Origin of the sequence: Streptomyces sp. NPDC051173, assembly GCF_040689515.1 — a bacterium.
GTDB lineage: Bacteria > Actinomycetota > Actinomycetes > Streptomycetales > Streptomycetaceae > Streptomyces.
In genome coordinates, this window is sequence record NZ_JBFBBD010000039.1 from 17,674 (window position 1) to 42,361 (window position 24,688).

General features: G+C 72.4%; 22 protein-coding genes and 1 tRNA gene. 12 read left to right on the top strand and 11 right to left on the bottom strand.

The window, feature by feature from the left end:
• Positions 1 to 142 precede the first annotated feature (142 nt).
• Both AB0435_RS20660 and AB0435_RS20665 read right to left on the bottom strand, forming a co-directional pair.
• Positions 143 to 1,804 (bottom strand): serine/threonine-protein kinase, encoded by a 1,662-nt coding sequence (locus AB0435_RS20660; RefSeq protein WP_366006035.1) that lies wholly within the window; start codon positions 1,802 to 1,804, stop codon positions 143 to 145.
• Positions 1,805 to 2,028: 224 nt separating this feature from the next.
• Entirely contained in the window at positions 2,029 to 2,250 is a 222-nt protein-coding gene (locus AB0435_RS20665; protein WP_366006053.1) for a DUF6255 family natural product biosynthesis protein, read from the bottom strand.
• Between the two features lie 471 nt (positions 2,251 to 2,721).
• Here AB0435_RS20665 and AB0435_RS20670 point away from each other — a divergent pair, with 471 nt between their 5' ends.
• The 3 genes from AB0435_RS20670 to AB0435_RS20680 all read left to right on the top strand — a co-directional run bounded on the left by AB0435_RS20670 (position 2,722) and on the right by AB0435_RS20680 (position 4,255).
• Positions 2,722 to 3,261: a UTRA domain-containing protein gene (locus AB0435_RS20670; RefSeq protein ID WP_366006034.1), complete on the top strand. Its 540-nt coding sequence runs from the start codon at positions 2,722 to 2,724 to the stop codon at positions 3,259 to 3,261.
• 8 nt (positions 3,262 to 3,269) lie between these two features.
• Positions 3,270 to 4,037: a GntR family transcriptional regulator gene (locus AB0435_RS20675; protein ID WP_366427629.1), complete on the top strand. Its 768-nt coding sequence runs from the start codon at positions 3,270 to 3,272 to the stop codon at positions 4,035 to 4,037.
• A gap of 145 nt (positions 4,038 to 4,182) precedes the next feature.
• Positions 4,183 to 4,255: transfer RNA gene (locus AB0435_RS20680), tRNA-Arg, on the top strand.
• Between the two features lie 180 nt (positions 4,256 to 4,435).
• Here the strand turns inward: AB0435_RS20680 and AB0435_RS20685 are convergent.
• A complete protein-coding gene (locus AB0435_RS20685; RefSeq protein WP_366427630.1) occupies positions 4,436 to 5,146 on the bottom strand; it encodes a helix-turn-helix domain-containing protein in 711 nt (236 codons plus the stop codon).
• A 102-nt stretch (positions 5,147 to 5,248) separates the two neighbouring features.
• On the opposite strand from AB0435_RS20685, the gene AB0435_RS20690 reads away from it, so the two are divergent.
• Both AB0435_RS20690 and AB0435_RS20695 read left to right on the top strand, forming a co-directional pair.
• Entirely contained in the window at positions 5,249 to 6,748 is a 1,500-nt protein-coding gene (locus AB0435_RS20690; RefSeq protein WP_366427631.1) for an MFS transporter, read from the top strand.
• Between the two features lie 14 nt (positions 6,749 to 6,762).
• Positions 6,763 to 7,188 carry a VOC family protein gene (locus tag AB0435_RS20695; protein ID WP_366006030.1) on the top strand — a complete coding sequence of 142 codons (426 nt, stop codon included), beginning with the start codon at positions 6,763 to 6,765 and terminating at the stop codon, positions 7,186 to 7,188.
• Positions 7,189 to 7,333: 145 nt separating this feature from the next.
• Here the strand turns inward: AB0435_RS20695 and AB0435_RS20700 are convergent, their stop codons facing one another.
• From AB0435_RS20700 to AB0435_RS20710, 3 genes are all read right to left on the bottom strand, one after another.
• Complete coding sequence (locus tag AB0435_RS20700) at positions 7,334 to 8,509, bottom strand: winged helix DNA-binding domain-containing protein (protein WP_366427632.1); 1,176 nt, start codon at positions 8,507 to 8,509, stop codon at positions 7,334 to 7,336.
• Between the two features lie 67 nt (positions 8,510 to 8,576).
• Positions 8,577 to 9,869 (bottom strand): M64 family metallopeptidase, encoded by a 1,293-nt coding sequence (locus AB0435_RS20705; protein WP_366006028.1) that lies wholly within the window; start codon positions 9,867 to 9,869, stop codon positions 8,577 to 8,579.
• A gap of 207 nt (positions 9,870 to 10,076) precedes the next feature.
• Positions 10,077 to 11,417: an alpha/beta fold hydrolase gene (locus AB0435_RS20710; protein WP_366006027.1), complete on the bottom strand. Its 1,341-nt coding sequence runs from the start codon at positions 11,415 to 11,417 to the stop codon at positions 10,077 to 10,079.
• Between the two features lie 169 nt (positions 11,418 to 11,586).
• On the opposite strand from AB0435_RS20710, the gene AB0435_RS20715 reads away from it, so the two are divergent.
• The 3 genes from AB0435_RS20715 to AB0435_RS20725 all read left to right on the top strand — a co-directional run bounded on the left by AB0435_RS20715 (position 11,587) and on the right by AB0435_RS20725 (position 15,234).
• The gene (locus AB0435_RS20715) at positions 11,587 to 12,948 is read left to right on the top strand and encodes a helix-turn-helix domain-containing protein (RefSeq protein WP_366427640.1); all 1,362 of its coding nucleotides are present in this window, start codon (positions 11,587 to 11,589) and stop codon (positions 12,946 to 12,948) included.
• A 389-nt stretch (positions 12,949 to 13,337) separates the two neighbouring features.
• Positions 13,338 to 14,033, top strand: a complete 696-nt coding sequence (locus tag AB0435_RS20720) for a response regulator transcription factor (protein WP_366006026.1) — start codon at positions 13,338 to 13,340, stop codon at positions 14,031 to 14,033.
• 76 nt (positions 14,034 to 14,109) lie between these two features.
• Positions 14,110 to 15,234, top strand: coding sequence for a histidine kinase (locus AB0435_RS20725; RefSeq protein WP_366006051.1), 1,125 nt, complete (start codon positions 14,110 to 14,112; stop codon positions 15,232 to 15,234).
• Between the two features lie 44 nt (positions 15,235 to 15,278).
• Here the strand turns inward: AB0435_RS20725 and AB0435_RS20730 are convergent, their stop codons facing one another.
• Positions 15,279 to 15,647 (bottom strand): STAS domain-containing protein, encoded by a 369-nt coding sequence (locus AB0435_RS20730; RefSeq protein ID WP_366006025.1) that lies wholly within the window; start codon positions 15,645 to 15,647, stop codon positions 15,279 to 15,281.
• 395 nt (positions 15,648 to 16,042) lie between these two features.
• On the opposite strand from AB0435_RS20730, the gene AB0435_RS20735 reads away from it, so the two are divergent.
• Entirely contained in the window at positions 16,043 to 16,606 is a 564-nt protein-coding gene (locus AB0435_RS20735; protein WP_366006024.1) for a sigma-70 family RNA polymerase sigma factor, read from the top strand.
• Positions 16,603 to 17,742: a maleylpyruvate isomerase N-terminal domain-containing protein gene (locus tag AB0435_RS20740; protein WP_366427633.1), complete on the top strand. Its 1,140-nt coding sequence runs from the start codon at positions 16,603 to 16,605 to the stop codon at positions 17,740 to 17,742. The genes AB0435_RS20735 and AB0435_RS20740 overlap by 4 nt, the downstream gene beginning before the upstream one ends.
• A gap of 281 nt (positions 17,743 to 18,023) precedes the next feature.
• On the opposite strand, the gene purU is transcribed toward AB0435_RS20740, so the two are convergent.
• The 3 genes from purU to AB0435_RS20755 all read right to left on the bottom strand — a co-directional run bounded on the left by purU (position 18,024) and on the right by AB0435_RS20755 (position 20,969).
• Complete coding sequence (gene purU / locus AB0435_RS20745) at positions 18,024 to 18,908, bottom strand: formyltetrahydrofolate deformylase (protein WP_366006022.1); 885 nt, start codon at positions 18,906 to 18,908, stop codon at positions 18,024 to 18,026.
• A 59-nt stretch (positions 18,909 to 18,967) separates the two neighbouring features.
• On the bottom strand, positions 18,968 to 19,405 hold the full coding sequence (locus AB0435_RS20750) for a hypothetical protein (RefSeq protein ID WP_366006050.1): 438 nt from the start codon (positions 19,403 to 19,405) through the stop codon (positions 18,968 to 18,970).
• Positions 19,406 to 19,532: 127 nt separating this feature from the next.
• Positions 19,533 to 20,969: a hypothetical protein gene (locus AB0435_RS20755; RefSeq protein WP_366006021.1), complete on the bottom strand. Its 1,437-nt coding sequence runs from the start codon at positions 20,967 to 20,969 to the stop codon at positions 19,533 to 19,535.
• A 376-nt stretch (positions 20,970 to 21,345) separates the two neighbouring features.
• On the opposite strand from AB0435_RS20755, the gene AB0435_RS20760 reads away from it, so the two are divergent.
• The gene (locus AB0435_RS20760; RefSeq protein ID WP_116213435.1) at positions 21,346 to 21,648 is read left to right on the top strand and encodes a hypothetical protein; all 303 of its coding nucleotides are present in this window, start codon (positions 21,346 to 21,348) and stop codon (positions 21,646 to 21,648) included.
• 619 nt (positions 21,649 to 22,267) lie between these two features.
• On the opposite strand, the gene AB0435_RS20765 is transcribed toward AB0435_RS20760, so the two are convergent.
• Positions 22,268 to 23,659 (bottom strand): transcriptional regulator, encoded by a 1,392-nt coding sequence (locus tag AB0435_RS20765; RefSeq protein WP_366006020.1) that lies wholly within the window; start codon positions 23,657 to 23,659, stop codon positions 22,268 to 22,270.
• A 320-nt stretch (positions 23,660 to 23,979) separates the two neighbouring features.
• Here AB0435_RS20765 and AB0435_RS20770 point away from each other — a divergent pair, with 320 nt between their 5' ends.
• Entirely contained in the window at positions 23,980 to 24,660 is a 681-nt protein-coding gene (locus AB0435_RS20770) for a bifunctional DNA primase/polymerase (protein ID WP_366006019.1), read from the top strand.
• Positions 24,661 to 24,688 lie beyond the last annotated feature (28 nt).

Below are 24,688 nucleotides of genomic sequence, written 5' to 3' on the forward strand. Positions count from 1 at the left end.
ACTCTTTGGGTACCCGGCAGTAACCACTTTCCGCCGGGCCGCCGCCCGACGCCGCTTCCGCGACGGTCGTCAGGGAAATCCCGGTGACTGCCGTGACGAGGTTTCCGGACGACCGTCCGTGGACGAGGTCCTCTGACGACCGTCAGGGGACCGACACGGGCCGGACGCGTACGAAGGTGTCGAGCGCCGTCCGCGCGTAGCGGCGGCCCTCGTCGGCCTGGCCGTCGGGGGAGGCCACCCAGACGTCGTATCTCTTGTCGCCCTCGTCCCAGCAGACGTCGTACATGTGCCGGGCGCTCCCGTCGCCCGTGTTCTCGTCCCAGGTGAACTCCCAGAGGGCGGCGAAGTCGTCCTTGTGCGTGGCGGGGGTGACCGTGGCGTCGCGGTAGCCCGGGTAGCGGCCGGGGGCCGCCTCCGCGGCGGTGCGCAGCGCGCCCATCGGACCGTCCTCCTGCCGGTCCTGGATCGTGACGCCGATGACGAATTTCGCGCCGGGCGAGTGGTAGACGACGCGCGGTGGCTCGAAGGAGCGGATGAAGCCGTCCGGGACGGCGAGGGCGAACCCCGCGGGGTCCTGGACCGCGTGGTAGCCGTCCGGGGCGTCGACGGTGGCGGTGGCGGGCGGCGCGGAGGGCGAGTGGGGCGAGGGCGACAGCGGACCGCTCGCCACGTGACTCGGTTTGTCGTCCACCCCTCCGGTGTTCGAGCCTGTCAGCAGGGCGGCGAGCCCGGCCCCCATCCCGGCCAGCGTCATCATGGCGACACCGGTCATCAGGGCGAGTCGGGTGCGGCCTTGGGGAGCGGGCCCGAAGGCCGGTGGCGGAGGCAGCGGCGAGGTGGCGGCCGACCTCAGAGTGAGCGGACCGGTGTCGTGAGCGCGCTTCCGGGCACACAGCTTGCGACGGCGGCGGGGCCGCCGGCGCGCGCGGGGGCCGGCCCGGTCCCCGGTCCCGGGCATGCGCCCCGACGCGAGGTAGGTCAGCAGCAGCCATTCCGCCTCGTCCACGCCCATACGGCGCTCGGGGTCGCGCTCCAGCAGTCCCCGGACGACCGGCAGCAGGGGATCGGCCGCCGCGGGTGGCCGGATCTCGTCCTGGACGACAGCTTGCAGGATGCCGCCCAACGAGTCGCGGCGGAAGGGGGATTCACCACTGAGCACCACACAGAGCAGCACCCCCAGGGACCACAGGTCGGACGCCGGTCCGGTGCTGCGGCCGGCGATCCGCTCCGGCGCGGTGTATTCGGGCGAGCCGACGAACGCGCCGGACTCGGTGATCGTCGTGGCCCCGGAGACGCGGGCGATGCCGAAGTCCGTCAGCACGACACGCCCCGTACCGGCCTCCAGCAGGACGTTCGGCGGCTTGATGTCACGGTGCAGGACTCCCCGGGCGTGCGCGGCCCGCAGCGCGCCCAGCAGCGCGGCCCCGATGCGGGCCGCCTCCCGTGCCCCGGCGGGCCCGTCCGCCGCCAGGACCTCGGACAGCGCCCGCCCCTCGATCAGCTCCATCACGATCCAGGGGCGCCCCTCCTGGATCACTATGTCGTGGAGGGCGACCACGTTCGGATGGTTGATCAGCGCGGCGGCGCGCGCCTCTCTGAGCGTGCGGTCGACGCTGGACGTCGGAAGGGTGGTGGCTCCGGAGAGCGAACGGTCGTCGTCCATGTGCAGCTCTTTGACCGCGACTTCGCGGGCGAGCAGCTCATCGGTGGCACGCCAGACGGTGCCCATGCCACCGCGCCCGATCTTCTCCCTCAGGCGGTAGCGGCCGACGATCAGACCATCGTGCGCGGCGAAGGTCCCCATGAACACATCTTGCCCCTCCTCCCCCCACCTCACCGCGCCTGTACCGGCCGGTTGTGCGCTTACGGGGGACACGCTGGGGGTTGCACTACCGGAAGCCCTCCACGATCAGCAGCACGCCCTCGCTGCTGGGCCGTACTGCGTGCGGGGCGCGCCGGTACGACGGACGCCGGACACCGGCGACGTCCGTCACACCGTTGGCTGACCGTTGGGCAAGATTTCCGGATTCAGGGATGGAACCACCGCCCCGGACGCCGAGTGTTCCATGCCACCCGTGCCGCGACCGCGAGATCCACGCGGCGGGTGTGCTCCTGCGAGGCAGTCACGGCGTACGGCAATCCGGGCGGCCGCAGAGCGGCGTAATCCGTGAAGCGCACGACACCGCAGCCTTCACACCGTGCGGCGCCGCGAGCTTGCGTCCACTTCGCCCGGTGCGGGCACGCGTTCATCACGCTCCCCCCACGAGCGTGTGCGCGCTCGTCCAGTGCTTACGCTGTGCGACGAGGGCGTACTCTGCCTCCGCTTTGTCCTCTCCTGCCTCTGCCCGCCTCAGCGCCACTTTCAACTCTTCGCACTCTGCGCAACCGGCTGCCGCCGACCCCACGGACCACAGCCCCGCCGCGACCCGCTCCTCCCGCGTCGCCAACCGCAGCGCAACGAAAGGCACTTCCCATTCCGCCCCACCACCGGGCTCCCGTACGTACACGCGCTGCCCCCGACCCCCGATCACCTGCGCGATACGACCTTCCCGGACATCCACCACGAACGCGCCATTCCTGTACGTCATCCCAAGCACCCCCTCGGCAGGCCATATCGCTATTCGCGAATAGTAGCTATGCCCCGGGAGGGTGGTGTTCCCCGAGGGGTCGCATACCGTGTGAGGCAGCACGGTGGAGGGCAACGGTCGGTGGGAGGACATCGTGAGCAACAGCCATTGGATCAGCAGCTCGATGCCGTATTTGAAGCCGGATGCCGATCGGCCGGATGCCTGGAGTGCCGAAGCCGCCGATCGGGGCCACAAGGGGAGCCAGAGCATCGTCCACGCCGGGGAGGTGCCCGCACCGCCGGATGTCGCGTCCTTGCTCGGGCTGGCCGAGGGCGAGACCGTCGTCGTACGTCGCCGGATCATGTATCTGGACGACAGGGCGAACGAGTTGACAGACACTTACTACCCCGCCGACATTGCCCGCGGCACGCCTCTCGCCGGGACGGCCAGGATTCGCGGCGGTGCGGTGAAACTGCTCACCGCGCTCGGATACGTGGGCGCAAGGGTTCGCGAGGACGTCATCGCCAGGATGCCCGGCCCAGAAGAACGTGCACTGCTTCAGACCGCGCAGGACGAGCCGGTCCTGCACTTGACCCGGGTCACCCTCGACGACCGGAACCGGCCGATCCAGGTCGACATGATGACCATGCCCGCACACCGCCAGCGCCTGCGTTACGAGCTCACGATCGGATGACCGCGCCCATGACCGAATCCGACATCCCCGACCGCCGCTGCCTGCACGAGCGGATCGCCGCCGATCTGCGTGACGAAATCATGAGCGGCGATCTGGCCCCAGGGGCCAACTTGCCGTCCACCGTGCAGCTCAAGGCAAGGTTCGACGCCTCCAGCGCGACAGTGCAGAAAGCGTTGCAGCTGCTCAAGGACGAGCGCCTGGTCATCGGACGAGCAGGCGCTGCCGTCACCGTCCGCGAGCGGCGGCAGCGGACCATGCGACCGGCCGCTTACATGGCTCCGTCAGCCGCAGGCGAACCGTACCGCTGGCTGACCGAGGCAGCGCGCCACGGCGGTCAAGCCCGGAGCAGGCTGCTCGGCGTCTCCGAAACCACGCCGCCCGCAGACGTCTCCGCGGCTTTGAGGCTCCCCGAGGCAGGCACGGCGCTGGTCCGCTCCCAGGTGCTGCTGATCGATGACGAGCCGGTGGAACTTGTGAAGTGCTACTACCCGCTGGACATCGCCCGCGGCACACCCATGACGGAACGGCGCAAGATCAAGGGTGGGACACCGACCCTTCTCGCCGATCTGGGGTTCCCCCTCCGGCTCAGCGTGGACAGGGTCTCCGCACGGGTGCCCACCCAGGAGCAGTACAGCGCGCTCCGGCTGCCCACCAGCCTTCCGGTCCTCCGGACCCTCCGGGTCGCCTACAGCGCCGACGACCGACCGGTCGAGGCCACCGTGATGGTCAAGGCCGGACACCTGTACGAGCTGCAATACGAGTTCACACCGGAGTGACCCCGATGAACCGGAGCTCGCGAACCGCGTTCCGGCAGCGCCTCCGCACCCCGCATCACCAGCGGGAAGGATCACGGAAATGTTCGGGTAATATTGCTCCCGCAACGCCGACCCGGCAGCCCCGCGAGGGCCACCGGAGCGACGAGCACTCGTAGCTCAACGGATAGAGCACTTGACTACGGATCAAGAGGTTGCAGGTTCGAATCCTGCCGAGTGCACAACCACCGCCCCGGACGATGATTTCGTCCGGGGCGGTTCTGCGTCTCCGGTCGACGCCGCGGCGCCTCCGGTCGACACTGCGGTCCCGCTTGCGCGAAGCATCCGTCTGCACCTTCCCCTGACGCATGCAGCGGATGTCCGGCCCCTTATCTCTTCGCCCGGGAGTGAAGGCGAAGGTCCTACCCCGCGTCCAGCACGTCCGAGTCCTCGTACGCCCGTGCCAGCCGGGCGGCGGCGCGGTCGAGCGTGTCGCTCACCGCCGCACGGATGCGGGCGGGCGGCTCGCCCTCCGCGAGTTTCGCGTGCAGTACGTCGAACACCAACTGCCGGACGGCGACGGCGAGGGCGGCGAAGATCTCCAGTTCCGCGCGGAGCCCCGGCACGGCGCGCAGGCGTGGGCCCGCGCGTTCGACGAGCAGATCCAGGAGGCGCTCCTGGCGGCGCTGCATGAAGTGCATGTAGCTGCGGCCGAGGGTCGAACTGCCCAGCAGGACGCGGGAGAAGACGCGCCCCTGGGCGACTGCCTCCTCGTCGCCCAGGATCAGTTCACAGGCGTCCGTGAACGAGACACGCAGGGCGTGGAGGAGCTCGGCGCCGGCCGGGCCGGAGCGCACCGCTTCCCACAGCTGCGCGTCGAACTCCTCACGGCGGCCGAAGAAAATGTCCTCCTTCGAGGCGAAGTGCGTGAAGACGGTGGCCGGCGCCACGTCCGCCTCGGCCGCGATCCGGGTGAGGGTGACGGCGTCGAACCCCTCCTCGGCGAAGAGCCGGAAGGCCGCGTCGGAGATCGCGCGGCGGGTGCGCTCGCGCTTGCGGCCGCGCAGCCCGGTCACGGGCGCGCAGGCGGGCGGCGCGGCACAGGGCGCGGAGGCGGCGGCGGGCGTGGTCATGGGCCCAGGATACGTCCCTGGGGAAGCAGAAATAGAGGTGCTACATTTTTAGACAGCCTCTAATTCAGAGAGGTGTCCAGCGCTCGTGAGGATGTCTCCGCCATGCCCGACCCCTCAGCACCGACGACCCGGACCCCGGCCCCACGGGACGCGCTCCACCCGGCCGCGGCGCACGCCGGTCCCGAGCCCGACCGGAGACCCCGGTCCACCGCGGCGGTCCTCTTCATCGCCTGCGCGGCCCAGTTCATGGTCATCCTCGACGTGTCGATCGTGAACGTGGCCCTGCCTTCCATACGGGCCGAACTCCACCTCAGCGGCGCCGGTCAGCAGTGGATCGTCAACGCCTACACCCTCGGCTTCGCGGGGCTCCTGCTGCTCGGCGGCCGGGCGGCCGACCTCGTGGGCACCAAGCGCGCCTTCCTGACCGGCCTCGCGGCCTTCACCGCCGCCTCACTCGCGGGCGGACTCGCCACCGACGGCGCGCTGTTGATCACCGCCCGCGCCGTGCAGGGCATCGGCGGCGCGGTGCTCGCCCCGGCCACCCTCACCCTGATCATGACGACGTTCACCGAGCCCGCGGCCCGGACCCGCGCGATGGGCGCCTGGAGCGCCGTCATGGCCGCGGGCGGCGCGGCGGGCGCGGTCATCGGCGGGGTGCTGACGGAGTACGCGGGCTGGCGCTGGGTACTGTTCGTCAATGTGCCCATAGGCGTCGCCCTGCTGGCCGCGGCCCTGGTGTACGTCCCGGCCACCGCCTCCGGGCGGGGCGGGCTGCGCCGCCTCGACCTTCCCGGCGCCGTGTCCGTCACCGCCGGTCTGACCGCGCTCGTCTACGGGATCATCTCCACCGAGACGCACCGCTGGGACTCCCCCACCGTGTGGGCGCCGCTCGCCGCCGGGGTGCTGCTGCTCCTGGCCTTCCTCGCCGTCGAGTCGAAGGTCGCGCATCCGCTCGTACCGCTCGCCGTCCTGCACCGCCGCGGCCTGGCCACCGCCAACCTCGTCGTGCTCGGGATGGGCGCGGCCTCCTTCGCGATGTGGTTCCTGCTGTCGCTCTACTTCCAGCAGATCCTCCACTACAGCGCGGTCGAGGCGGGCCTGTGCTTCCTGCCCGGCTCACTCGCCATCATCGTCGGCGCGCAGCTCGCCACCCGGATCATCGCCCGCACGGGGGCGCGCCCGCTGCTCGTCGTCGGCATGGCGCTGAGCACGGTCGGCTTCGTCTGGCTCTCCTGGATCCGGGCCGACGGGAATTATGCAACTGATGTGGCAGCACCGTTCGTTCTCGCCACCTTCGGTACGGGACTCGCGACGATGCCCGCCACCGTCGCCGCGACCAGCGGCACCGACCGCGCCGAGGCAGGGCTCGCCTCGGGCCTCGTCAACACCTCGCGCCAGGTTGGCGGCGCGGTCGGGCTCGCCCTCCTGGCGACCATCGCCTCGCACATCACCACCGGCCGCCTGGCCGCCCACCCCCAAGACGTCCAGCAGGCACTGACCGCTGGATACGGCAGGGCCCTGCTGATCGCCGCCGTGTTCACGGCGTGCGCCGCCCTCGGCGCGCTCGCCGTGCCCGGCAGGGCGCGCGGGGTCACCTCATGAAGGAAGGATCCGTCATGGCCAACGAGTTGAACCACATCATCGTCCACGTCAGGAACCGCCGGGAGACGGCGGCGTTCATCGCCGAGCTGATGGACGGCGAAGCACCCCTCGACTGGGGCCCCTTCACCCAGATCACCAGCTCCAACGGCGTCGGCATCGACTTCGCGGACGACCACGTGGCACAGGACGCGATCAACTTCAGTCACCTCGCGTTCCTCGTGACGGACGCGGAGTTCGACGCCATCTTCGGCCGCATCGGGAAGAAGGGCCTGTCCTACTGGGCGGATCCGGCGATGAAGCGGGAGGGGCAGATCAACCACGAGTACGGCGGGCGCGGGGTCTACATCAAGGACCCGGGCGGCACGTGCGCGATCGAGTTCATCACCGCGCCGTACGGCGAGATGCCGTCCCCGAACGTGGAGCGCCCAGAGCCCGCGTGATCCGACCGAGGGGCGCCCGGCGGGCCGAATCGCGCACCCGCATCAGCCACAACCAGCCCGCCCGCCGTTCGAGGACACCGCCGCACAGCGGTGATGCGGACGACACGGCCCGCACCCGGCCACAGGGGCCGGCCCCGGACACCTGCTAACGCGAGAGCTCCCTCTCCAGCGGCGTGCGGAAGCGCGGCGTGACCCGCACCTCACCCAGCCACGCCGACAACCGGGCGGCCTCCGCGGCGATCGCGGAGGCCGCACCGGCGCCCGCGTCCGACAGCGGCCGCCAGACGACCTCGCCGTCCGGGCGCTGCGCCCAGCCGCCGACGACGCGGCCGTTCCACCACACGGTGGGGCCGATGTTGCCCGCGCGGTCGAAGAGGGCGGGCACGTGGTCCGGGTCCAGATACCAGTCCCGGCCTCGCCAGCCCATGGCGGTGGGGTCGAGGCCCGGGAGGAACGCCGCCCATGGCTCCGCCGCTTCGACGTCCTCCAGATCGTCCGGCAGGGCGAGACCGGCGCCGTGCGCCAACTCCACGTCCTGGACGCCCACATCGGCCAGCGCCCGGCGCGTGTCGCCGAGCGTCCAGCCCGTCCACCACTTCAGATCCGCTTCCGTCGCCGGGCCGAAGGACGCCAGCCACCGCCGGGCCACTTCCGCCTTGGACTCGCGCACAGGGAGTTCCGGCAGTCGATGCACAGGCGCCCATGCATACATGCTGCTGGTCCACGATCCTCTCGGACGGGCGCGGCGTACGTGTCCGTCCGAGGCCAGCAGCCTCAACATCCGGCTGCCGACGCTCTGCCGGGACGCGTACGGCTTGTCCGCCGAGACCAGGATCGCTTCCCGCAGGGCGGGCACGTCCTCGGCGAGCTGGGCCGTGGTCGCCTCCCCGCGGGCGGCGAGGGCGGCGAGCACCTCCTCCTCCGTCCGGGCGAGCCGCTGTTCGTCCCAGCTGCTCCCGGCGCCCTTCTGGAGGAACTTCATGAACGCCGCCCGTTCCCGCACCGCGATGGCCCGCGCGGTGGAGGCTTCGACGTACGGGGCGAGCCCGGCGCTCACGGCGAAGATCGTGTGGCGCATGGACAGCAGCTTCCACAGCGTGACGTCCTCGTACAGCGCGCGCTCCACCTCCGCCGCCGACGGCTCCGACAGCCGCGCGCACGCGGAGAGATACACGGTCGCGGCGTCGGTCGCGTGCAGCCCCACGAGGGCGTCCGCCACCTCCTCGACGGACGCGGCGCGGTGCGCGGGTGCGAGGAGGTGCCGGCGGCCGAGGCGGGCGCGGCGCTGTTCATCGGTGATACGGGGGCGGAAGCTGCTCATGGGGTGAGCGTAGGAGCGATATAGGTCGGATCCTGTCCTATGGCGCCACGCCGGGCCGGGCACCGGATCAGCGCGCGGTCTCCCAGGTCAGCGAGCCCCGCATCCGCTCCCGGAGCAGGGGGTCGCGCACCGCGTCCGTGCCGTCCGCCGCCCGCGCCGACACCGTGTGCGCCCGGTGGTCGTCGGGGACGCCGAGCGACCGGGGCGTCACCGACAGCCGCCCGCGCGCGCCGGTGACCTCGCGCCCGTCGACGTACCACCGGACCGTCACGCTGCGCGCGGACAGCCGCAGCGTGAGGCGTTCGCCCCGGCCGACGGCGGCGTCCGTGCGGCGGTCGCTCGTCAGCGCGCTCGCGTGCCGGTAGAACCCGGCGATCATGGCCTCGCGGCCGGGCAGGTTGAACTCGTGCCCCAGGGTCCGCATGATCGAGTTCTCGGTGGGGCGGAAGAGGCCCTTGGGGTAGTAGCCGCCGCCTTCGTACGCGCCGACCGTGCCGCCGTCCGGTGAGGTCCGGCCGATCCAGCGGTACCACTTCTGCCGCTGCGCGGTCATCTCGTCGGCGCTCAGCTTCGTGATGTTCGCCTGGTCCGGTTCGGCGCCGGTGTAGGTGCCGTAGTCGTCGTACTGGTACTCGTCCGCGAGCTTCCCCAGGGAGTGGCCGCTCTCGTGGACGGCGATCTGGTCGGACTTGGCGTTGTCCGAGGAGGCCGTGGCGATCCCGTCGTAACCCACCTTGGAGACGACGTCGTTGTAGCCCGCGCCACCGTATTTGGTGGAGTGGGACAGGACCACGACGAGGTCGGCGGCGGGCGCCTTGGCGGCGTACGACTCGACCCTGCCGGTGTCGACGCACAGCAGCCGCTCGATGCCGTCGCAGAAGAAGGCGGAACGCAGCGCGGTGTCCTTGACGACGTCCTTGCCCGGGTCGCCGGAGACGCCGGAGTCGTGGGAGACGGCGTCCACGGCCCATACGTTGAAGAGGTTCTTGTACGAGGCGTACGGCTCGACGGCCGACATCTTCGCCCACTTGGCGCGCACGGCGGTGTGGAAGTCGCCCTGCTGGGCCGCGGTGTAGCCGTCACCGATGAAGACGACGTCGAGCTTGCTGCCGACCGGGCCGTTCCGGACGACCGAGGTGACGTCGCCGTCGCCGCGGACCGACGGCCGCAGGGAGCGGGGCGGGGTGGGGGACGCGGGGACCGTGGTGTGGCGGGGGTGGCTGTCGGGGCCGGTGAAGTATTCGACGTGCTGGGAGCGTCCGGGCTGCGGTGTGGCGGCGGAGGCCGCCGGCGCGGCCGTGGCGGCCAGGGCGGCCGTCAGGGCGGCCGCGCCGACCGCGAGGGATATTCGTCTGCGCATGGGGGGTTCCTCCCGAGTTCCCGCCACGCGTAAGTGGCGGGTTAAGTCGAGTTGAGGCGCCGCTCAACGTAGGGGTCCGGGAGGGCCGGGGCAATGGCTGTGACGCAAGTGATGGCTCGAAACGACGCGGGAACTTCCGCCGGGTCACGGGGAGTTATCACTCCGGTACGGCCACCCGCCGGTCCGTATCAGCCTGCAGCGGCTCGGTCACCCGTCGTCCCGCACGAGCGTCAGCAGCCGGTCCAGCACCACGCGACCGCTCGCCCGCACGCCGTCGTGCTCGAATTCGTCGGTGACCCAGGTGCGCAGGCCGCCGATGGCGCGGGCGGTGCGCAGGGAGTGTCCGGTGTCGACGTAGAGGTCGTCGTGGTAGATCGCGGCGGCCACGGGGACGGTGTTGCGGGCGAGGCGCTCGGGGTCGTAGAGGGGCGTCCAGCCCTTGCGTTCGGCGAGGAGTTCCGCGGTGTGCCGCAGGGGGCGCAGCGCGGGGTGGGTGCGCAGCATCCAGGGGTGGACGGTCTCGCCGGTGAAGAGGAAGCGCGCACCGGGCTCGAAGTGCTGGTCGAACTGCGGGAATTCGGTGCGTACGCGCTCGGCGGACCAGTGCGTCGCGCGCCCGTCCTGGGCATAAATGGCCTCATGGAGGATCGCGTAGAGCGGGCAGTGCGCGCGGGAGAGCACCGCGGCGACCGCTTCGGCGAACGCGTCGGACAGGCGCGGCCCGGCGACCGTGTCCACGAAGGCGTCCTCCAGGAGGTAGTGCAGCCGGTGGGAGCCGTCGCCGGTGCCGAGCAGGATGCCGAGCTGCTGGAACGCCTCGACGGTCAGGAGGGTGCCGTCGGGCAGCACCTCCTCGCGCTCGGCGAGGTGGGCCGCTACGCGCCGGGCGGCCGCCTCGTCGCCGGGGTAACGCGCGTAGTGCGCGAGGTTCTTGCGCTCCATGCGCGGATAGGCGGCGCGGTAGACGGCGTCCGGGTCGGCGTCGAGCGAGGGCAGGCCACCAGTGATGATCACCTCGGCGAGCCCCTCCGGGGCGTAGGAGAGGTAGGTGACCGCGCAGAATCCGCCGAAGCTCTGGCCGAGCACGGTCCAGGGGCGCCCGCCGGTCAGCCGGGGGCGGATGAGCTCGCAGTCGCGGACGATGGAGTCGGCCCGGAAGTGGGCCAGATAGTCGGCCTGTTCGGCGGGGGTGCCGCGCAGCGGCAGCGTCTGGCGGTCGGCGGGTGTGGAGCGTCCGGTTCCGCGCTGGTCGAGCAGCAGGACGCGGTAGTCCTCCAGCGCGCGGTCGAGCCAGTTCTCCCTGCCGACCGGGCGGCCCGCCGCGCAGCCCGGCCCGCCCTGGAGGTAGACCAGCCAGGGCAGGTCGTCGTGCTCGTGCCGGGTGGCGACGACCTCGCGGGCGTAGAGGCGGATCGTCTCGCCACCGGGGTCGGCGTGGTCGAGGGGCACGTCGAAGTGGTGGTCGGTGAGGACGAGTCCGGGCTGCCGGAAAGTGGCCGTGCCGGCTGTTCCCGTCGTGACAGCCGACCCTCGGACGGTCTCCGGCATGCTTTCCACCCTCATGTGAACGGGCCCGCCGGATGTCGGCCGGACATCGGACAGGCATCAGTAGGACATCGGACAGCCGTGAGCGGGCCCGGAAGGGTTTGACTCACCGCGTGCATCACACGGCGTAACTTATCGAGGGGCACCAGTGGCCGAGAACAGCACCCAGGGCATGCGGGCGGACGAGCCCTCGGACATCGGGCGGCGCGTGCTGCGGCTGCGCACGGAGCGGGGCCTCACCCAGCGCCAGCTGGCGGAGCCCGCCTATACCGCCGCGTACGTCTCCACCCTGGAGGCCGGGCGGGTGCGCCCGTCGGAGAACGCGCTGCGCCACCTCGCCGAGCGGCTCGGCACCACGGTCGAGGAGCTCGCCACCGGCCGGCCGCCGCACCTGGCGACCGCGCTGCGGATGCGGCTCACGGACGCCCGGCGGACGCTGGCCACGGGCGCCGCGCGGGACGCCGCGGAGCTGTTCGGCGCGCTGCGCGAGGAGGCGGCCGGGCTGGCGCTCGGCCCCGAGCAGAGCGCCGCGCTGCTCGGCCTCGGGGACTGCGCCCTGGAGACGGGCGACCTCGTCGAGGCGCGCGACCACTTCACGTCCGCCGAGCGGCTCCTCGCGGACGAGCCGTTGCCGCGCCGCGTCCCCGCCCTCCGGGGGCGCGCCACCGCGCACCTGCTCGCCGGTGAACTGCGCTACGCCTGCTATCTGCTGGAGTCCGCAGTCGACGAACTGAACGCCTCGGGGCTGCACGACCCGGACGCGCTGCTGCTCCTCTACACGGCGTCCATCGCGCCCTATATGGACATGGGGGCGCACGCCCGGGCCGCGCACGCCGCCGAGCTCGCGCTGGCCCTCGCGCCCAAGGTGGAGGACCCGGCGCTCGTCGCGGGGATGCACCGCGGGGTGGCCCGTACGCTGATCGCCGAGGGGCGCATCACCGAGGCCGACGCGTCCCTGGCCAAGGCGCAGGAGCTCTACCTCCAGCTGCACATCCGTACGGAACTCGCCCACTGCCACTGGATGCGCGGTTACGTCCGCGCGCAGGACGGCGACCTGAAGGGTGCCGAGAGCGAGCTGCGCACGGCCCGGGACATGCTGGCGTCCAAGCGGGCCGCGCTGTTCACCGTGCAGGTCGAGGTGGAGCTGGCGGACGTGCTGCGGCGGCGTGGCCGGACGGACGAGGCGGAGCGGCTGCTGCGGCCCCTCCTGTCGCCCTCTGCGCTCGGTGCCGAGCGGGGCGCCGTCCACGCGGGCGGCGCGCACCGGCTGCTGGGCCTCATCGCGGAGGAGCGCGGGGAGCACGAGACGGCGGAGGAGCACTACTGCTCCGCCCTGTCCCTCCTGGAGCGCACGGGAGCCGCTGGCGACCTCGCCGACCTGTGCCGTCTGCTGGGTGATCTGCTGCGGCGTACGGGCCGTACGGAGGCGGCGCTGGACGCGTACCGCACGGGGCTGGGGCACCGCGCGGCGCCGGGGACGACGACGCTGGGCCCCGCGCCCAAGGAACCGCCCTTCCGGAGCGGCGCGCTGTAGCGGGCCACCGGTGGCAGCGGCACGCGGTGCACAGGCCGCCGCTTGTGGGGGACGCGGCGGTCCGTGACCGCGTGCTGCCGGGCCCTGGCGCGCGGGCGCGCCGCGGGCGGCCGGGCGCGCGGGCACGGCCCCCGGCATGGTGCAGCATGGACGTCACTCTGCCGGGTGGTGTGCCCGGACGGTATCCGCCTCGGGTCCCGGCGGACCCCCTCCGGTCGGCGGGGGTGCCGCACGGAGCGGACAAACCGACGACTGGAGCCTTACGCTCCGTTTCTGGCCGTCCTCGTCGGGCGGTGCGGCAGGCTGGAGACCGGCCGGCCCGCCGGAAGCCCCCGGGCGATCCGGCCGAACAGAGCTGACAGGAAGCTGACAGAAAGAGGTAGCGGTCGGTGATCCGTGTTGCGGTGGTGGACGACGAGCAGCTCGTCCGGTCCGGGCTGCGGATGATCCTGGGCACGGCCCCGGACATCGAGGTCGTCGCGGACTGCGGCGGGGGCGAGGCCGTGGACACCGTGCTCGGCTGCGCCCCGGACGTCGTCCTGCTCGACATCCGGATGCCGGACGTCGACGGCCTGACCGTGCTGCGCGCCCTGCGCGACCTCCCGCGGCCGCCCGCCGTGGCCATGCTCACCACCTTCGACGCCAACGAGTACCTCGCCGCGGCGCTGCGCGGCGGGGCCACCGGCTTCCTGCTGAAGGACACCGACCCGGAGCAGCTCGTCCAGTCCGTACGCACCCTCGCGGCCGGTGGCAGCGTCCTCGACCCGGGCGTGACGCGCGCGGTCATCGGCGGCTACCTCGCCGCGGAGGCCGAGTCGACGGCCGCGCGTGCGGTGGCCACGCTGACCCCGCGCGAGCGCGAGGTCCTCACCCACCTCGGAGCGGGCCTGGCCAACCCTCAGATCGCCGAACGCATGGGCCTGGCCCCCAGCACGGTCAAGGACCACGTGCGGGCCGTCCTCGGCAAGCTGGGCGGCCTCAACCGCGTCCAGGCCGCGATCGTCGCCGACCGCGCGGGCCTGGTGGCGACCCCGCACCCCACGCCCGGCGGCGGTCCGCGCCCGGCGCCGGGGAGCCGGCGATGAGGCACGCCGCGGTCCGCGCCGGTGACGCGGCCGCGGCGGGGCGGGGCGCGCGGTGACCGGGAGAGCGGGGCACCGGATGCCCGCCGCGGTGCGAAGGGCCGCGCCCGTCCTCGTGCCCGTGCTGCTGGCGACGGTGGACGCGCTGCTCGTCAACGGCGCCGGGCTCGGCCGGGGCATGGGCGTCTCGCTGCTCGCCGCGGTGGCACTGCTGTGGCGGCGGCGGTTCCCCGTCACCGTCTTCCTGGCCACGCTGCCGGGCATCTACATCGGCTACATCTGGTTCGCCCCGATGATCGCCCTCTACACCGTGGCCGTCCGCCGCACCGACCGCCGGCTGCTCGCCGTCACCGGGCTGTTGCTGGCCGTCGCGCACTTCCTGCCGTTCCCAGTCTCCGAGCTCTCCTTCTCCGACCGCCGCCAGGCCGCTCTGCTGCTCGTCGACGCGCTGGTCACCGCCGCGACCCCCATCGCGCTCGGCCTGCTCACCCGCACCCGCCGCGAACTCGCCGCCCGGCTGGACGAACTGACCCGCAGCCGCGCCCGCGAGGACCGGCTCCTCGCCGACCAGGTGCTGGCCACCGAACGGGCCCGGCTGGCGCGGGAGATGCACGACGTCGTCGCCCACCAGGTCAGTCTGATCAGCCTCCAGGCGGGCGCCGTGCAGATCAGCACGCGGGACGCGCAGGCGCGCGACGGCGCCACGAAGATCCGCGAACTGTCCGTGCGCACCCTGGAGGAGCTCCGCCACATGGTCGGCATCCTGCGCGCCGCGGGCGCGGACACCGAGGAGCTCACCCCGCAGCCGAGCCTCGCCGATCTGCCGCGGCTGATCGAACTGAGCGCGCTGGACGTCACGTACGACAGCGGGTGCGACCCGGCGGCGGAGCGCTCGGAGGCCGTGGAACGCGCGGCCTTCCGCACGGTCCAGGAGGCGCTGACCAACGCCCGTAAGCACGCGCCCGGCGCGCGCGTACGCGTGCGCGTGGCCGAGACCGGCACGGGGACGGCTGCGCCCCGGCTGCTGGTCGAGGTCCGCAACGGCCCGCCGGACGCGGCCGCGCCCGCGCCGGACCTGCCGGGCGGCGGCCACGGGCTGGTGGGCCTGCGCGAGCGCGCGCAGAGCCTCGGCGGAACGCTCCTGGCGCACCGGACGGAGGACGGGGGATTCGTCGTACGGGCGGAACTCCCCCTGGAAGGGTAGGGCCGGTGACACCGGGCGCCCGGCTCCGGGCAGCCGGACAACCGCTATGCGGAAAGCGGCTCTTCGTGCGTCGCCGCCGCGAGGTCGGGGTAGATGTCGAAGAGACGGCGCACCCCGAGCGCCGCGAGGACCCTGTTGATGTGTGATCCGTCCGCGCCGCCCTGCTCGGGCAGGATGAGTCTCAGCCGGCCCTGACAGGAGCGCATCAGACGGCGCGCGGCGATCAGCACACCGACGCCGCTGGAGTCGCAGAAGCGCACCTCGGCCAGGTCGAGCACCAGACTGCGGCGGCCGTCGGCGACCGCGTCGTGCACGCGTTGCCGGACCACCGGCGACGTCACCAGGTCCATCTCACCGGAGACCAGGAGGACTGCCCAGTCCCCCTGCTCGGCGTCCTTCACCTTCAGCGTCACGCGCTCGAAGCCCCTTCGCTCGGTTTCTCGTTCCCCGGAACGGACCCTTCCTCGGTTGCGGCTGCCCGACCGCTCCCCCGCGAAACGCCACAGCGCCAACCGGCCCTCATCGAGCCTATGCCCAGCTCGAACCCTCAATTCTCATAGATCCGGTCACACACGCATAACACATCGGCACATTCGCGCACGCACGATCTATAACGATCGGACAATGGTGCGGAACGTGACCGCGGCAATACCATCCGCAGCCATCGCGAGGCCGCCTTTGCCGCAAACGCGTCTGCGATGTCACACCCGCCGACTACATTCGTAAAGCATGTGACGCCGCGCACAAGCGCGAGCGATCATCAGTACGAGCCACGCGGGACGGCCGGGCGTACGTAAGGAGGGGCGGCATGACGACCGACGCACCACCCAGGTGGGACCGCAAGATGCAACAGCGGCTCGCGCACGGTGAGGCGGCGGCGCTCGGCGAGCTCTACGACCGCTTCGCCACGCTCGTCCACACCCAGGCCCACCGGGTGCTCGGCGACGAGAGCGGCGCCGACCGGGTCACGCGCGAGGTCTTCGGCTACGTCTGGGAGCACCCCGGCGCCTACGACCCCAAGCAGGGCTCCCTGCGCTCCTGGCTCGCCTCCCTCACCCACCAGCAGGCCGTCGAGCGGCTCCGGCAGTCCCAGAGCGACGGCAGGAGCAGCCCGGAGGAGATCGAGGAGAAGGTCCGCGCCGCCTCCGCCGCCGCCCGCGCCGACTACATCGTCACTTCCATGCCCGCCCCGCTGCGCGCCGCCCTGGACCTCGCCTACTTACGCCGTCTCGACTACCGCCAGGCCGCCGCCCAGCTCGGCGTCACCGAGGACGAGGCCCGCCGCCGGCTGCGGCTCGGGCTGCAACTGCTCTCCACCGCGCACCACGGGCCCCGCGTAACCGCGCCTCGCACGCACGGAGGAGCGCGATGAGCGACGCCGCGGCCGCGTCCCGTACGACCCACAAGGTGCTGAAGTCGCTGCTCGGCGCCTGGGCGCTGGCCGCCTGCTCCTGCGAGGAGACGGCCGCCGTCGAGGAGCACCTGACCGACTGCGCCACCTGCGCGGACGAAGCCGTGCGGCTGCGCGACGCGGTCGCCCTGCTGCACCCCGAGGACAGCCTCGACCTCGACCCGAGGCTGCGCTCCCGGGTGCTCGCCTCCTGCCTGGGGCGCCGCCCGGCCCGCGTCCCCGTGCCGGAGTGGGCCGCGCCGTACGACGCGGAGACGGCCCGGCTCGATGCCCTGCTGCGTGACATCGGCGAGGCGGAGTGGCGGGCTCCGGTGCGGCTGAGGTGGTTCGACGGCGAGCGGCCCATGGCCCGCGACCTCACCGCGGCCGCCGTGATCGGCCACCTGACGGCCGTGGACGGCCTCGTCTCCGCCGCACTCGGCCTCCCGGACCCCCTGGGTCCCGGAGCCACCCGCTCGCCCACGGAGCGCACCGAGGCGTTCTGGGCACAGCAGGCGGCCGCCGGCGCTCCCGACCGGCACAGCCCCGGCACGGCGCGCGGCGCCTGGCGCGACCAGAGCACGGCGCTGATCCGCGGCGCGTCCTTCGCCGCCGACGAGGTGGCGGAGCTGCCGGTGTCCTACGGCGCGTTCAGCCTGCCCCTGCGCGACTCCCTCGTCGACCGGGCCTTCGAGTGCTGGGTGCACGCCTCGGACATCGCCGAGGCCGTCGACTATCCCTACGACCCGCCCGCGCCCGGCCACCTCAAGCACATGGTGGGCCTGGCGGCCCGGATGCTGCCCACCGCCCTGGCCGGCCGCCGCCGCGCCGGGCTCGCCCCGCCGGCCCGCACCCTGGTGGCGACGGGCGCCCCGGGCCGCACGCTCCACCTGGAGGTCGAGGGCAGCGGCGGCGGTCATTGGTACGTCCCGCTGGACTCCCCGGGCGCCCTCGGTTCACCCGAAGGGGCGGTCGCCCACGTCGCACTGGACGGGATCGAGTTCTGCCGGCTGGCCGCGGGCCACATACCTCCGGAGGACGTGGCCGTAGGCCGCACCGGCGACAGCGAGGCGATCGACGACGTCCTCCTGGCCACGGCTTCCCTCTCCCGGCTGTGAGGGGAGAAGGGGAAGCCGTGGGCCGCGGGACCAGGGCCTGTCCGGCGGATCGCTGCCAGGCTGCGGGCCGCCTGCGGCGAAGGCGCCCTTGGGGGTCCCCCCGGACAAAGTCTGGCGGAGCGTCCTCAAACTCCCCCAGCTACCTCCCCCAGACTCCGTCCGGGGGTGCCCCCAGAGGTGCCCCCAACGGGCTGAATCGTGCACCCCCGAAGGGGCGCGGGGAACTGCGCGACCAGCCACGGCCCACCCGCAGGTGACACACCGGACTTCCAGCGGAGCGCTCAGGCGAAGACGACCGTCCGCCGGCCGTTGAGGAGGACGCGGTGCTCGCTGTGCCACTTCACCGCGCGGGCCAGCGCCTGGCACTCCACGTCGCGGCCGATCGCGACCAGCTGGTCGGGCGTGACGCCGTGACCGACGCGCTCGACCTCCTGCTCGATGATCGGGCCCTCGTCGAGGTCGGCGGTGACGTAGTGCGCGGTGGCACCGATCAGCTTCACACCACGCGCGTGCGCCTGGTGGTACGGGCGGGCGCCCTTGAAGCTCGGCAGGAAGGAGTGGTGAATGTTGATGATCTTCCCGGAGAGCACCTTGCACAGGTCGTCCGAGAGCACCTGCATATAGCGCGCCAGCACGACCAGCTCGACGTTCTCCGCCTGCACGAGCTCCAGCAGGCGGGCCTCGGCCTCCGCCTTGTTCTCCTTCGTCACCGGGATGTGGTGGAAGGGGACGCCGTAGGAGCCGACGAGCTCGGCGAAGTCGGTGTGGTTCGAGACGACCGCGGCGATCTCGACCGGCAGCGCGCCGATCCGCGAGCGGAACAGCAGGTCGTTGAGGCAGTGTCCGAACTTGGACACCATCAGCACGATGCGCATCTTCTCTTCGGCCCGGTGGATCTGCCAGTCCATCGCGAAGGAGTCACCGATCGCCGCGAAGCTGGCCCGCAGCTTCTCCAGCGTCACCGCCACGTCCGCACCGAAGTGCACGCGCATGAAGAAGAGCCCGGTGTCCCGGTCGCCGAACTGCTGGCTGTCCTCGATATTGCAGCCGGTCATGAAGAGATAGCTGGACACCGCGTGCACGATGCCCTTCTTGTCCGGGCAGGAGAGGGTGAGGACGTACTGTTCCGGGGCCCCTTCGGTGACAGGGGACTGCGAGGCGTTCATAGCCCAATAGCGTCGCACACCCGGCGGCCCCTCCTGACCGCGCCGGCCGCGGGGCCCGCTCAGCGGGCGCCGGTGGCCAGGGCCAGGACGTCCAGCGAACGGGGCGGGACGTCCGGGTCGTCACCGTCGTTCGCCGCCAGCCGGACGTGCGCCTCACGGGCGGCCCGGACGGCGTCCGGCCAGCCGTGGTGCTCCAGATACGCCGAGACCGGGGCGTCGGCCCCCACCTGGTGCATGATCCGCAGCACCCGCAGCACGGCGACGTCGACGACGGCGACCTCTGCGGAGTCCCGGAAGATCGTCCCGAGGTACTTCTCGGCCGACCAGTTGTCCAGCCAGGTGTCCTCGACCAGCCGGTAGACGGCGTCGGTCACGTCCCCGAAGCCCGCGTGCCCGGCCAGCCAGCACTCCTGCTGGAACACCGGGTCGGAGAGCATGTGCAGCGCGGAGCGTACGTTGACGCGCCAGCGCCACCATGGCATGTCATTGAGCGGCATGCCGTCCATGGTGGTCGAGCGGCGGCCGCGGCGGGGAGACTTCTCCGAAGCTGTCACACGCTCGATCGTACGTTCCCCCCTCCGCGTCCCCGGCCGGGGGCCCGCGCCCGGAGGCGTCCCGGCGCTGCTACAGCTGCGTCCACTGGTGCTGGGACAGGTGGTATTTCTTCGCGATCGGGTTCCACAGGTCGGCCGCCTTCTTCTTGGCCGCCGTGGCGTCGCCGCTCGCCTTGTCCCCCGCCGCGCTGTCACCCGTCGGCTTGGCATGGCCCTTGACGCAGCCGCCCTTGCCGCCCGCCTGACCCGCCCACGCCGCGTAGTGGCTGTCCGCCGCCGAGGAGGACTGCCACGCCTTCGTCAGCTGCGCCGACAGCTCCGCGTTGTCCGGAAGCTTGTCGATCGTGGTCTGCTGGAGCCGGGTCACCAGGCCGTCGCGCTGCTTCGCCGCGTCCCGGAGATCGCTCCCCGACTTGTCGAGGTCCTTGCAGCCGCGGGTCGCGTCGACCGCCCTGATGACGGCGTCGCGGCTGTTGTTGCTGTCCTTCAGGAGCGCGTCGAGCGCCTTCGCCTGCGCGAGCGCCGGGTCGTCGGCCTTGGCCTCCGGGTCCTTCTTGCCGTCGTCGGCCGCCTGACCGGAGTCGGGTGCGGACGAACTCGACGCCGTGTTCTGCTGATCGCTCTTCTTGTCGTCGCCACCACCGCTGAGCAGCGCACCGGCACCGAGCCCGGCCACGGCGCAGGCCCCGACGACGATCCCGACGATCGCGGCCGTCGGCAGCTTCTTCTTGCGCCGCGGCTGCTGGGGCTGAGGCTGGGGCGGCGGGCCCGCCTGGGGGCCACGCGGTGGCGGCACCTGCCGGCCACCGTGGGGCGCCTCCGCGGCACCGCTCTCACGGAACAATCCGTCGAACTCGGCCGGCGGCGGCCGCTCCCCCGCCTGCGCGAAGGCCGCCCCGCCGGCCGGGGGTATGTGCGGGCCGGGCGGGACCGGAGGGCCGGACGACACCGGCGGGAGGTACTGCGTGGCGGCCTCGTTGGTCACCGGCGGCAGATACTGCGTCGCGCCCGCCTCCTGCACCGGCGGGAGGTACTGCGTGGCCGTGCCGTTGTCGACCGGCGGCAGGTACTGCGGAAGCTCCGGCCCGCCCGTCTGCGGGGGAAGCAGCTGCGTGGCCTCACCCTGCGGGCTCGCGGGCACGGGCGGCAGGTACTGGGTCGCGGCGGACCCGGCGTCGGGCAGCGGCCCGCCGCCCACGGGCGGTATGTACCGCGTCGCCTCGTTGTCCGGGGCCGGGTCCTGGACCGGCGGGAGGTACTGCGTGGCCTCCGAGGCGCCCGGCGCCTGGGCGGGCGGCAGCGGCGCGCCCGGCGGCATCTCCGGCGGCAGCGGCGCACGCTGCGCGTCCGGCCCCCAGGGCTGCCCCCACGGCCGCCCCGGCGCCGGAGCCTGGTGCTGATCGGCGCCGCGCCGCTCGGCGGATTCCTGCTGAGCGGGCAGCACAACACCCTCGCGCGGGGCCTGCGCGGGAGGCTGCGGCACGTTTCCCTGTCCGCTCTGCGTCACCGGGACTCCTAGTTGTACGGGACTTGGCGTCGGCTCACGCTACCGGGTCGCCGGGCGGCGGTGCCATGCCCGCTGGGTGCGGGGGCGGGGGTTGGGTGCGGCTCGTTCTTTCGGGTACGGGTCCGTTCACGCCTGCGACGGGCGGCCTCAAGCGCCAGCCGGGCTGAAAAGTCCGGACCGGCTCGCCACTTCGGGCAGAGGCCCGTTCACGCCTGCGGCGAGGGGCCGTAAGCGCCTTCCGAGCTCGAAGAGTGATCCCGCTTTCCCCGGCGGGGGACTGTGCGGGTACGGGTTGTCAAGCCGGAGTGCGTGGGGTTGCGGGGTGCCCTACGGTGCTCCCAAGTAGCCAGGAATCATGCGCAGAAGGAGGGGAAGAGTGGACGAGGAGGAGGACCGGCGGCTGCGGGCGATCGCACCGGAGATCTCCCACACCACGATCGGCCTGATGCGAAAGGTCGTCGGACTCGAACCGGCCGAGCGGGTGCCCGAAGAAGCCATGCGGGTCGCCGACGAGGTGCTCGCCAAACACGGCACCGACGGTCTGCGCGTGCTCATCATGAGCCTGTCGGGATGGATGGCGGTCGGTATCGAGAACGTCGCCCATCTCACCCATCAGACGAACGAGGCCGTGATCGACAGCATTGAGCTGACTTGTCTGGAAGCGAATCCTGACGGCTGACCGGGGTGGGGCTACGGCCCGTCGCGCCTGCGGCGGGCTTTCCCTTTCTGTTGCTGGCGGCGCCTGCTTGTGCGGCTCCGCCGCGCGGGGGATTCGCCCCAGGCCCCTTGTCTGCGGGTCGGTTGACGCCTGCGGCGCTTGTTCCCCAGCCCCGCCCCTTCCCGGCTGCATCTGATCTGCGGCTCCGCCGCGTGGGGGGCGCTGCCCCAGACCCCCGGCTGCGGGTCCGTTGCCGCCTGCGGCGGGAGCTCCCCCAGCTACCGCTGGGAGGTGCCCCCAACGGGCTGAAAAGAAAAGGACGGCGCACCCGGCGGAAAAGAAAGTCGCCACCGACCCCGATGTTGCCCACCGGCGGAGGGGGTGGGGCCGGAGGGTGGGGTTCTGGAACGCGGTGCGTCGTCACGGCACGCAATACGGATCAGGGCGCCCGCACCGCGTTCCAGGTCCTCAGCCCGGAGGCCACACCCCCGGTCCAGCCACCACCAAAGCCCGGCCGGCGATTGAGGCCACGCCCGAAGGGCGCAACGCTCGGCCTGGCCCGGCCCGGCCCAGCCACAAACCAAGCCCGGCCGGCGATTGAGGCCACCCCACAAACAGCCAGAACCCAGCACCCCGCCGGCTACGCCGCCACCTCCAGCCTCGCCCCGAACTCCCGTACCACCGGCTCCTCCCGGTAAGGCGCCAACCGCTGCTGGAAGTCGTCCAGATACTCCGCCCCCCGGTTGGACCGCAGCGTGCCCAGCAGTTCCAGCGCCCGGGTGCCCGTCGCGCACGCCTCGTCCACGTCGCGCTGCTGCACCTGCGCCGTGGCCAGGAGCAGCATCCCGATGGCGCGGCGCCGCACCCGTCCCTCGGGGTGGCCCGCGATGGCGTCCTCCGCCTGGCGCCGCGCCTGGTCGGCCTGGCCGAGGTCGCGGTGGCAGTGGGCGAGTTCATCGGCGAGGTAGGCGTGGTCGAAGTGGCTGATCCACGGCGGGTCGTCGCCGTTGCCCTTGCCGGCGTCGGCCCCGGCCTGTTCGAGGTGGTTCAGGGCGCGCCCGGCGGCCGTCTGGAAGGCACGCGCGTCCCCCATCAGCGCGTGCCCCCGGGCCTCGGCCGCGCAGAACATCGCCTCGGCGCGCGGGGTGACCTGCCCCCGCGCCCCTTCCTGCGCGGCCTTGGCGAGTTGGGCGATCTCCCGTGGGTTGCCGAGGGACGCGGCGAGGTGGCTCATGCCGGCGGCCAGCACATAGCCGCCGTAGCCGCGGTCCCCGGCGGCCTGGGCGAGCCGCAGGGCCTGGATGTAGTAACGCTGCGCGAGCCCCGGCTGGCCGGTGTCGACGGCCATGTAGCCGGCGAGCTCGGTCAACCGGGCGACGGCGGCGAAGAGTTCCCGCCCGACGGATTCCCGGTACGAACCGGCGAGCAGCCCGGAGACGACGCTGTTGAGGTAGTGGACGACGACGGGCCGGACGTGTCCGCTGCCGTAACGGTGGTCGAGTTCGACGAGGGCGTCCGTGGTCGCGCGTACGGCCTCGACGTCCGAGGCGCCCACGCGGGCCCCGGCGTTGCGCGCGACCTGTGGGTCGGCGCCGGTGATCAGCCAGTCACGGCTGGGCTCGACGAGGGCGGAGGACGCCACGGACGTGCCGCTGAGGAAGTCCCGCCGTCCGACGTCACTGCGCCACAGTTCGCAGACCTGCTCGATGGCCCCCAGTACGGTCGGGGAGAACTGGAGGCCGACGCCGGACGCGAGGTTCTTGCCGTTGGCCATGCCGATCTCGTCGATCGTGACCGTGCGGCCGAGCTTGCGGCCGAGCGCCTCGGCGATGATGCCGGGAGCGCGGCCGCGGGGTTGCTGGCCACGGAGCCAGCGGGCTACGGATGTTTTGTCGTACCGCAGGTCGAGGCCGTGCTCGGCACCGCACATGTTGACGCGGCGCGCCAACCCGGCGTTGGAGCAGGCTGCTTCCTGGATGAGTGCTTGCAGCCGTTCGTTCGGCTGCCGCGCCACGAGTGGCCGTGCGGCCATGCTGTACCCCCTGAGACTGCTAAGCGTTCACGGCTCGCGCCGCGAGGTGCGGAGAAGCTGAGACAGCTGCTGAGAGCGTCTTCCCCTGTGATCTTTGCCCCCTGAATGTCCGGAGAATGCGGACTTAACGGTAATGACAGCAAAGGCGGTAATGGCCAAACAATGACTGTCTCGCCCTTTCGCCTCGCAGGTGGCTACCCACCTGCGGCGGGGGACCCGCACCTGCGCCCCCGTACATGCATCCGTGCGCCCCATGTGCATATCCGACCGCGACGGACAAGCGTGACCCTGAGCCGTAACCCCTCGTGACGAGGGGAGTTGTGAAGGACGTGGAAGAGACCATCGGAGTAGTAGGAGCACCGCTCGTCCCCCAACAGCGCGGCGAGCGGCTGCTCGACGCGGCTGTCCGGTACGCGGAAGAACGGCACTGGGACGTCTTCGCCGGCACCTGGCTGGAGGCAGAGGAGGGGCGGGAGCGCTGCTCGTGCGGCGAACCGGGCTGCCCCGCCCCGGGTGCGCACCCCGCCCGCCCCGACTGGGCGACCCAGGCCACCGGGAGTGCCGTCGCCGCCCGCCGGATGTGGGCGCGGCAGCCCGACTCCTCGGTCCTGCTGCCGACGGGGCGCACGTTCGACGCGCTGGATGTGCCGGACACCGCCGGGTGTCTGGCGCTGGCCCGCATGGAGCGCATGGGCACCCCGCTCGGCCCCGTCACCTGCACACCGTACGGGCGGATGCTGTTCTTCGTGCTGCCCGGTGGGGCGTTGAAGGTCGGCGATCTCGCACGGAAGCTCGGCTGGCACCCCTCCACACTCGATCTGGTCGCCCGCGGCGAGGGGGACTACGTCGTCGCCCCGCCGACCCGGATGGGTTCGCGCGGCTCGGTGCTCTGGGCGCGCGAACCCACCGCCGCCAACCGCTGGCTCCCCGACGCCGAGGAGTTGGTCAGCTCGCTGGCGTACGCGTGCGGGCGGGACGCGGCGGACGCCCGGCGCAGGTGAGGTCCCCCGTTCCGCGCCCACGCCGGGT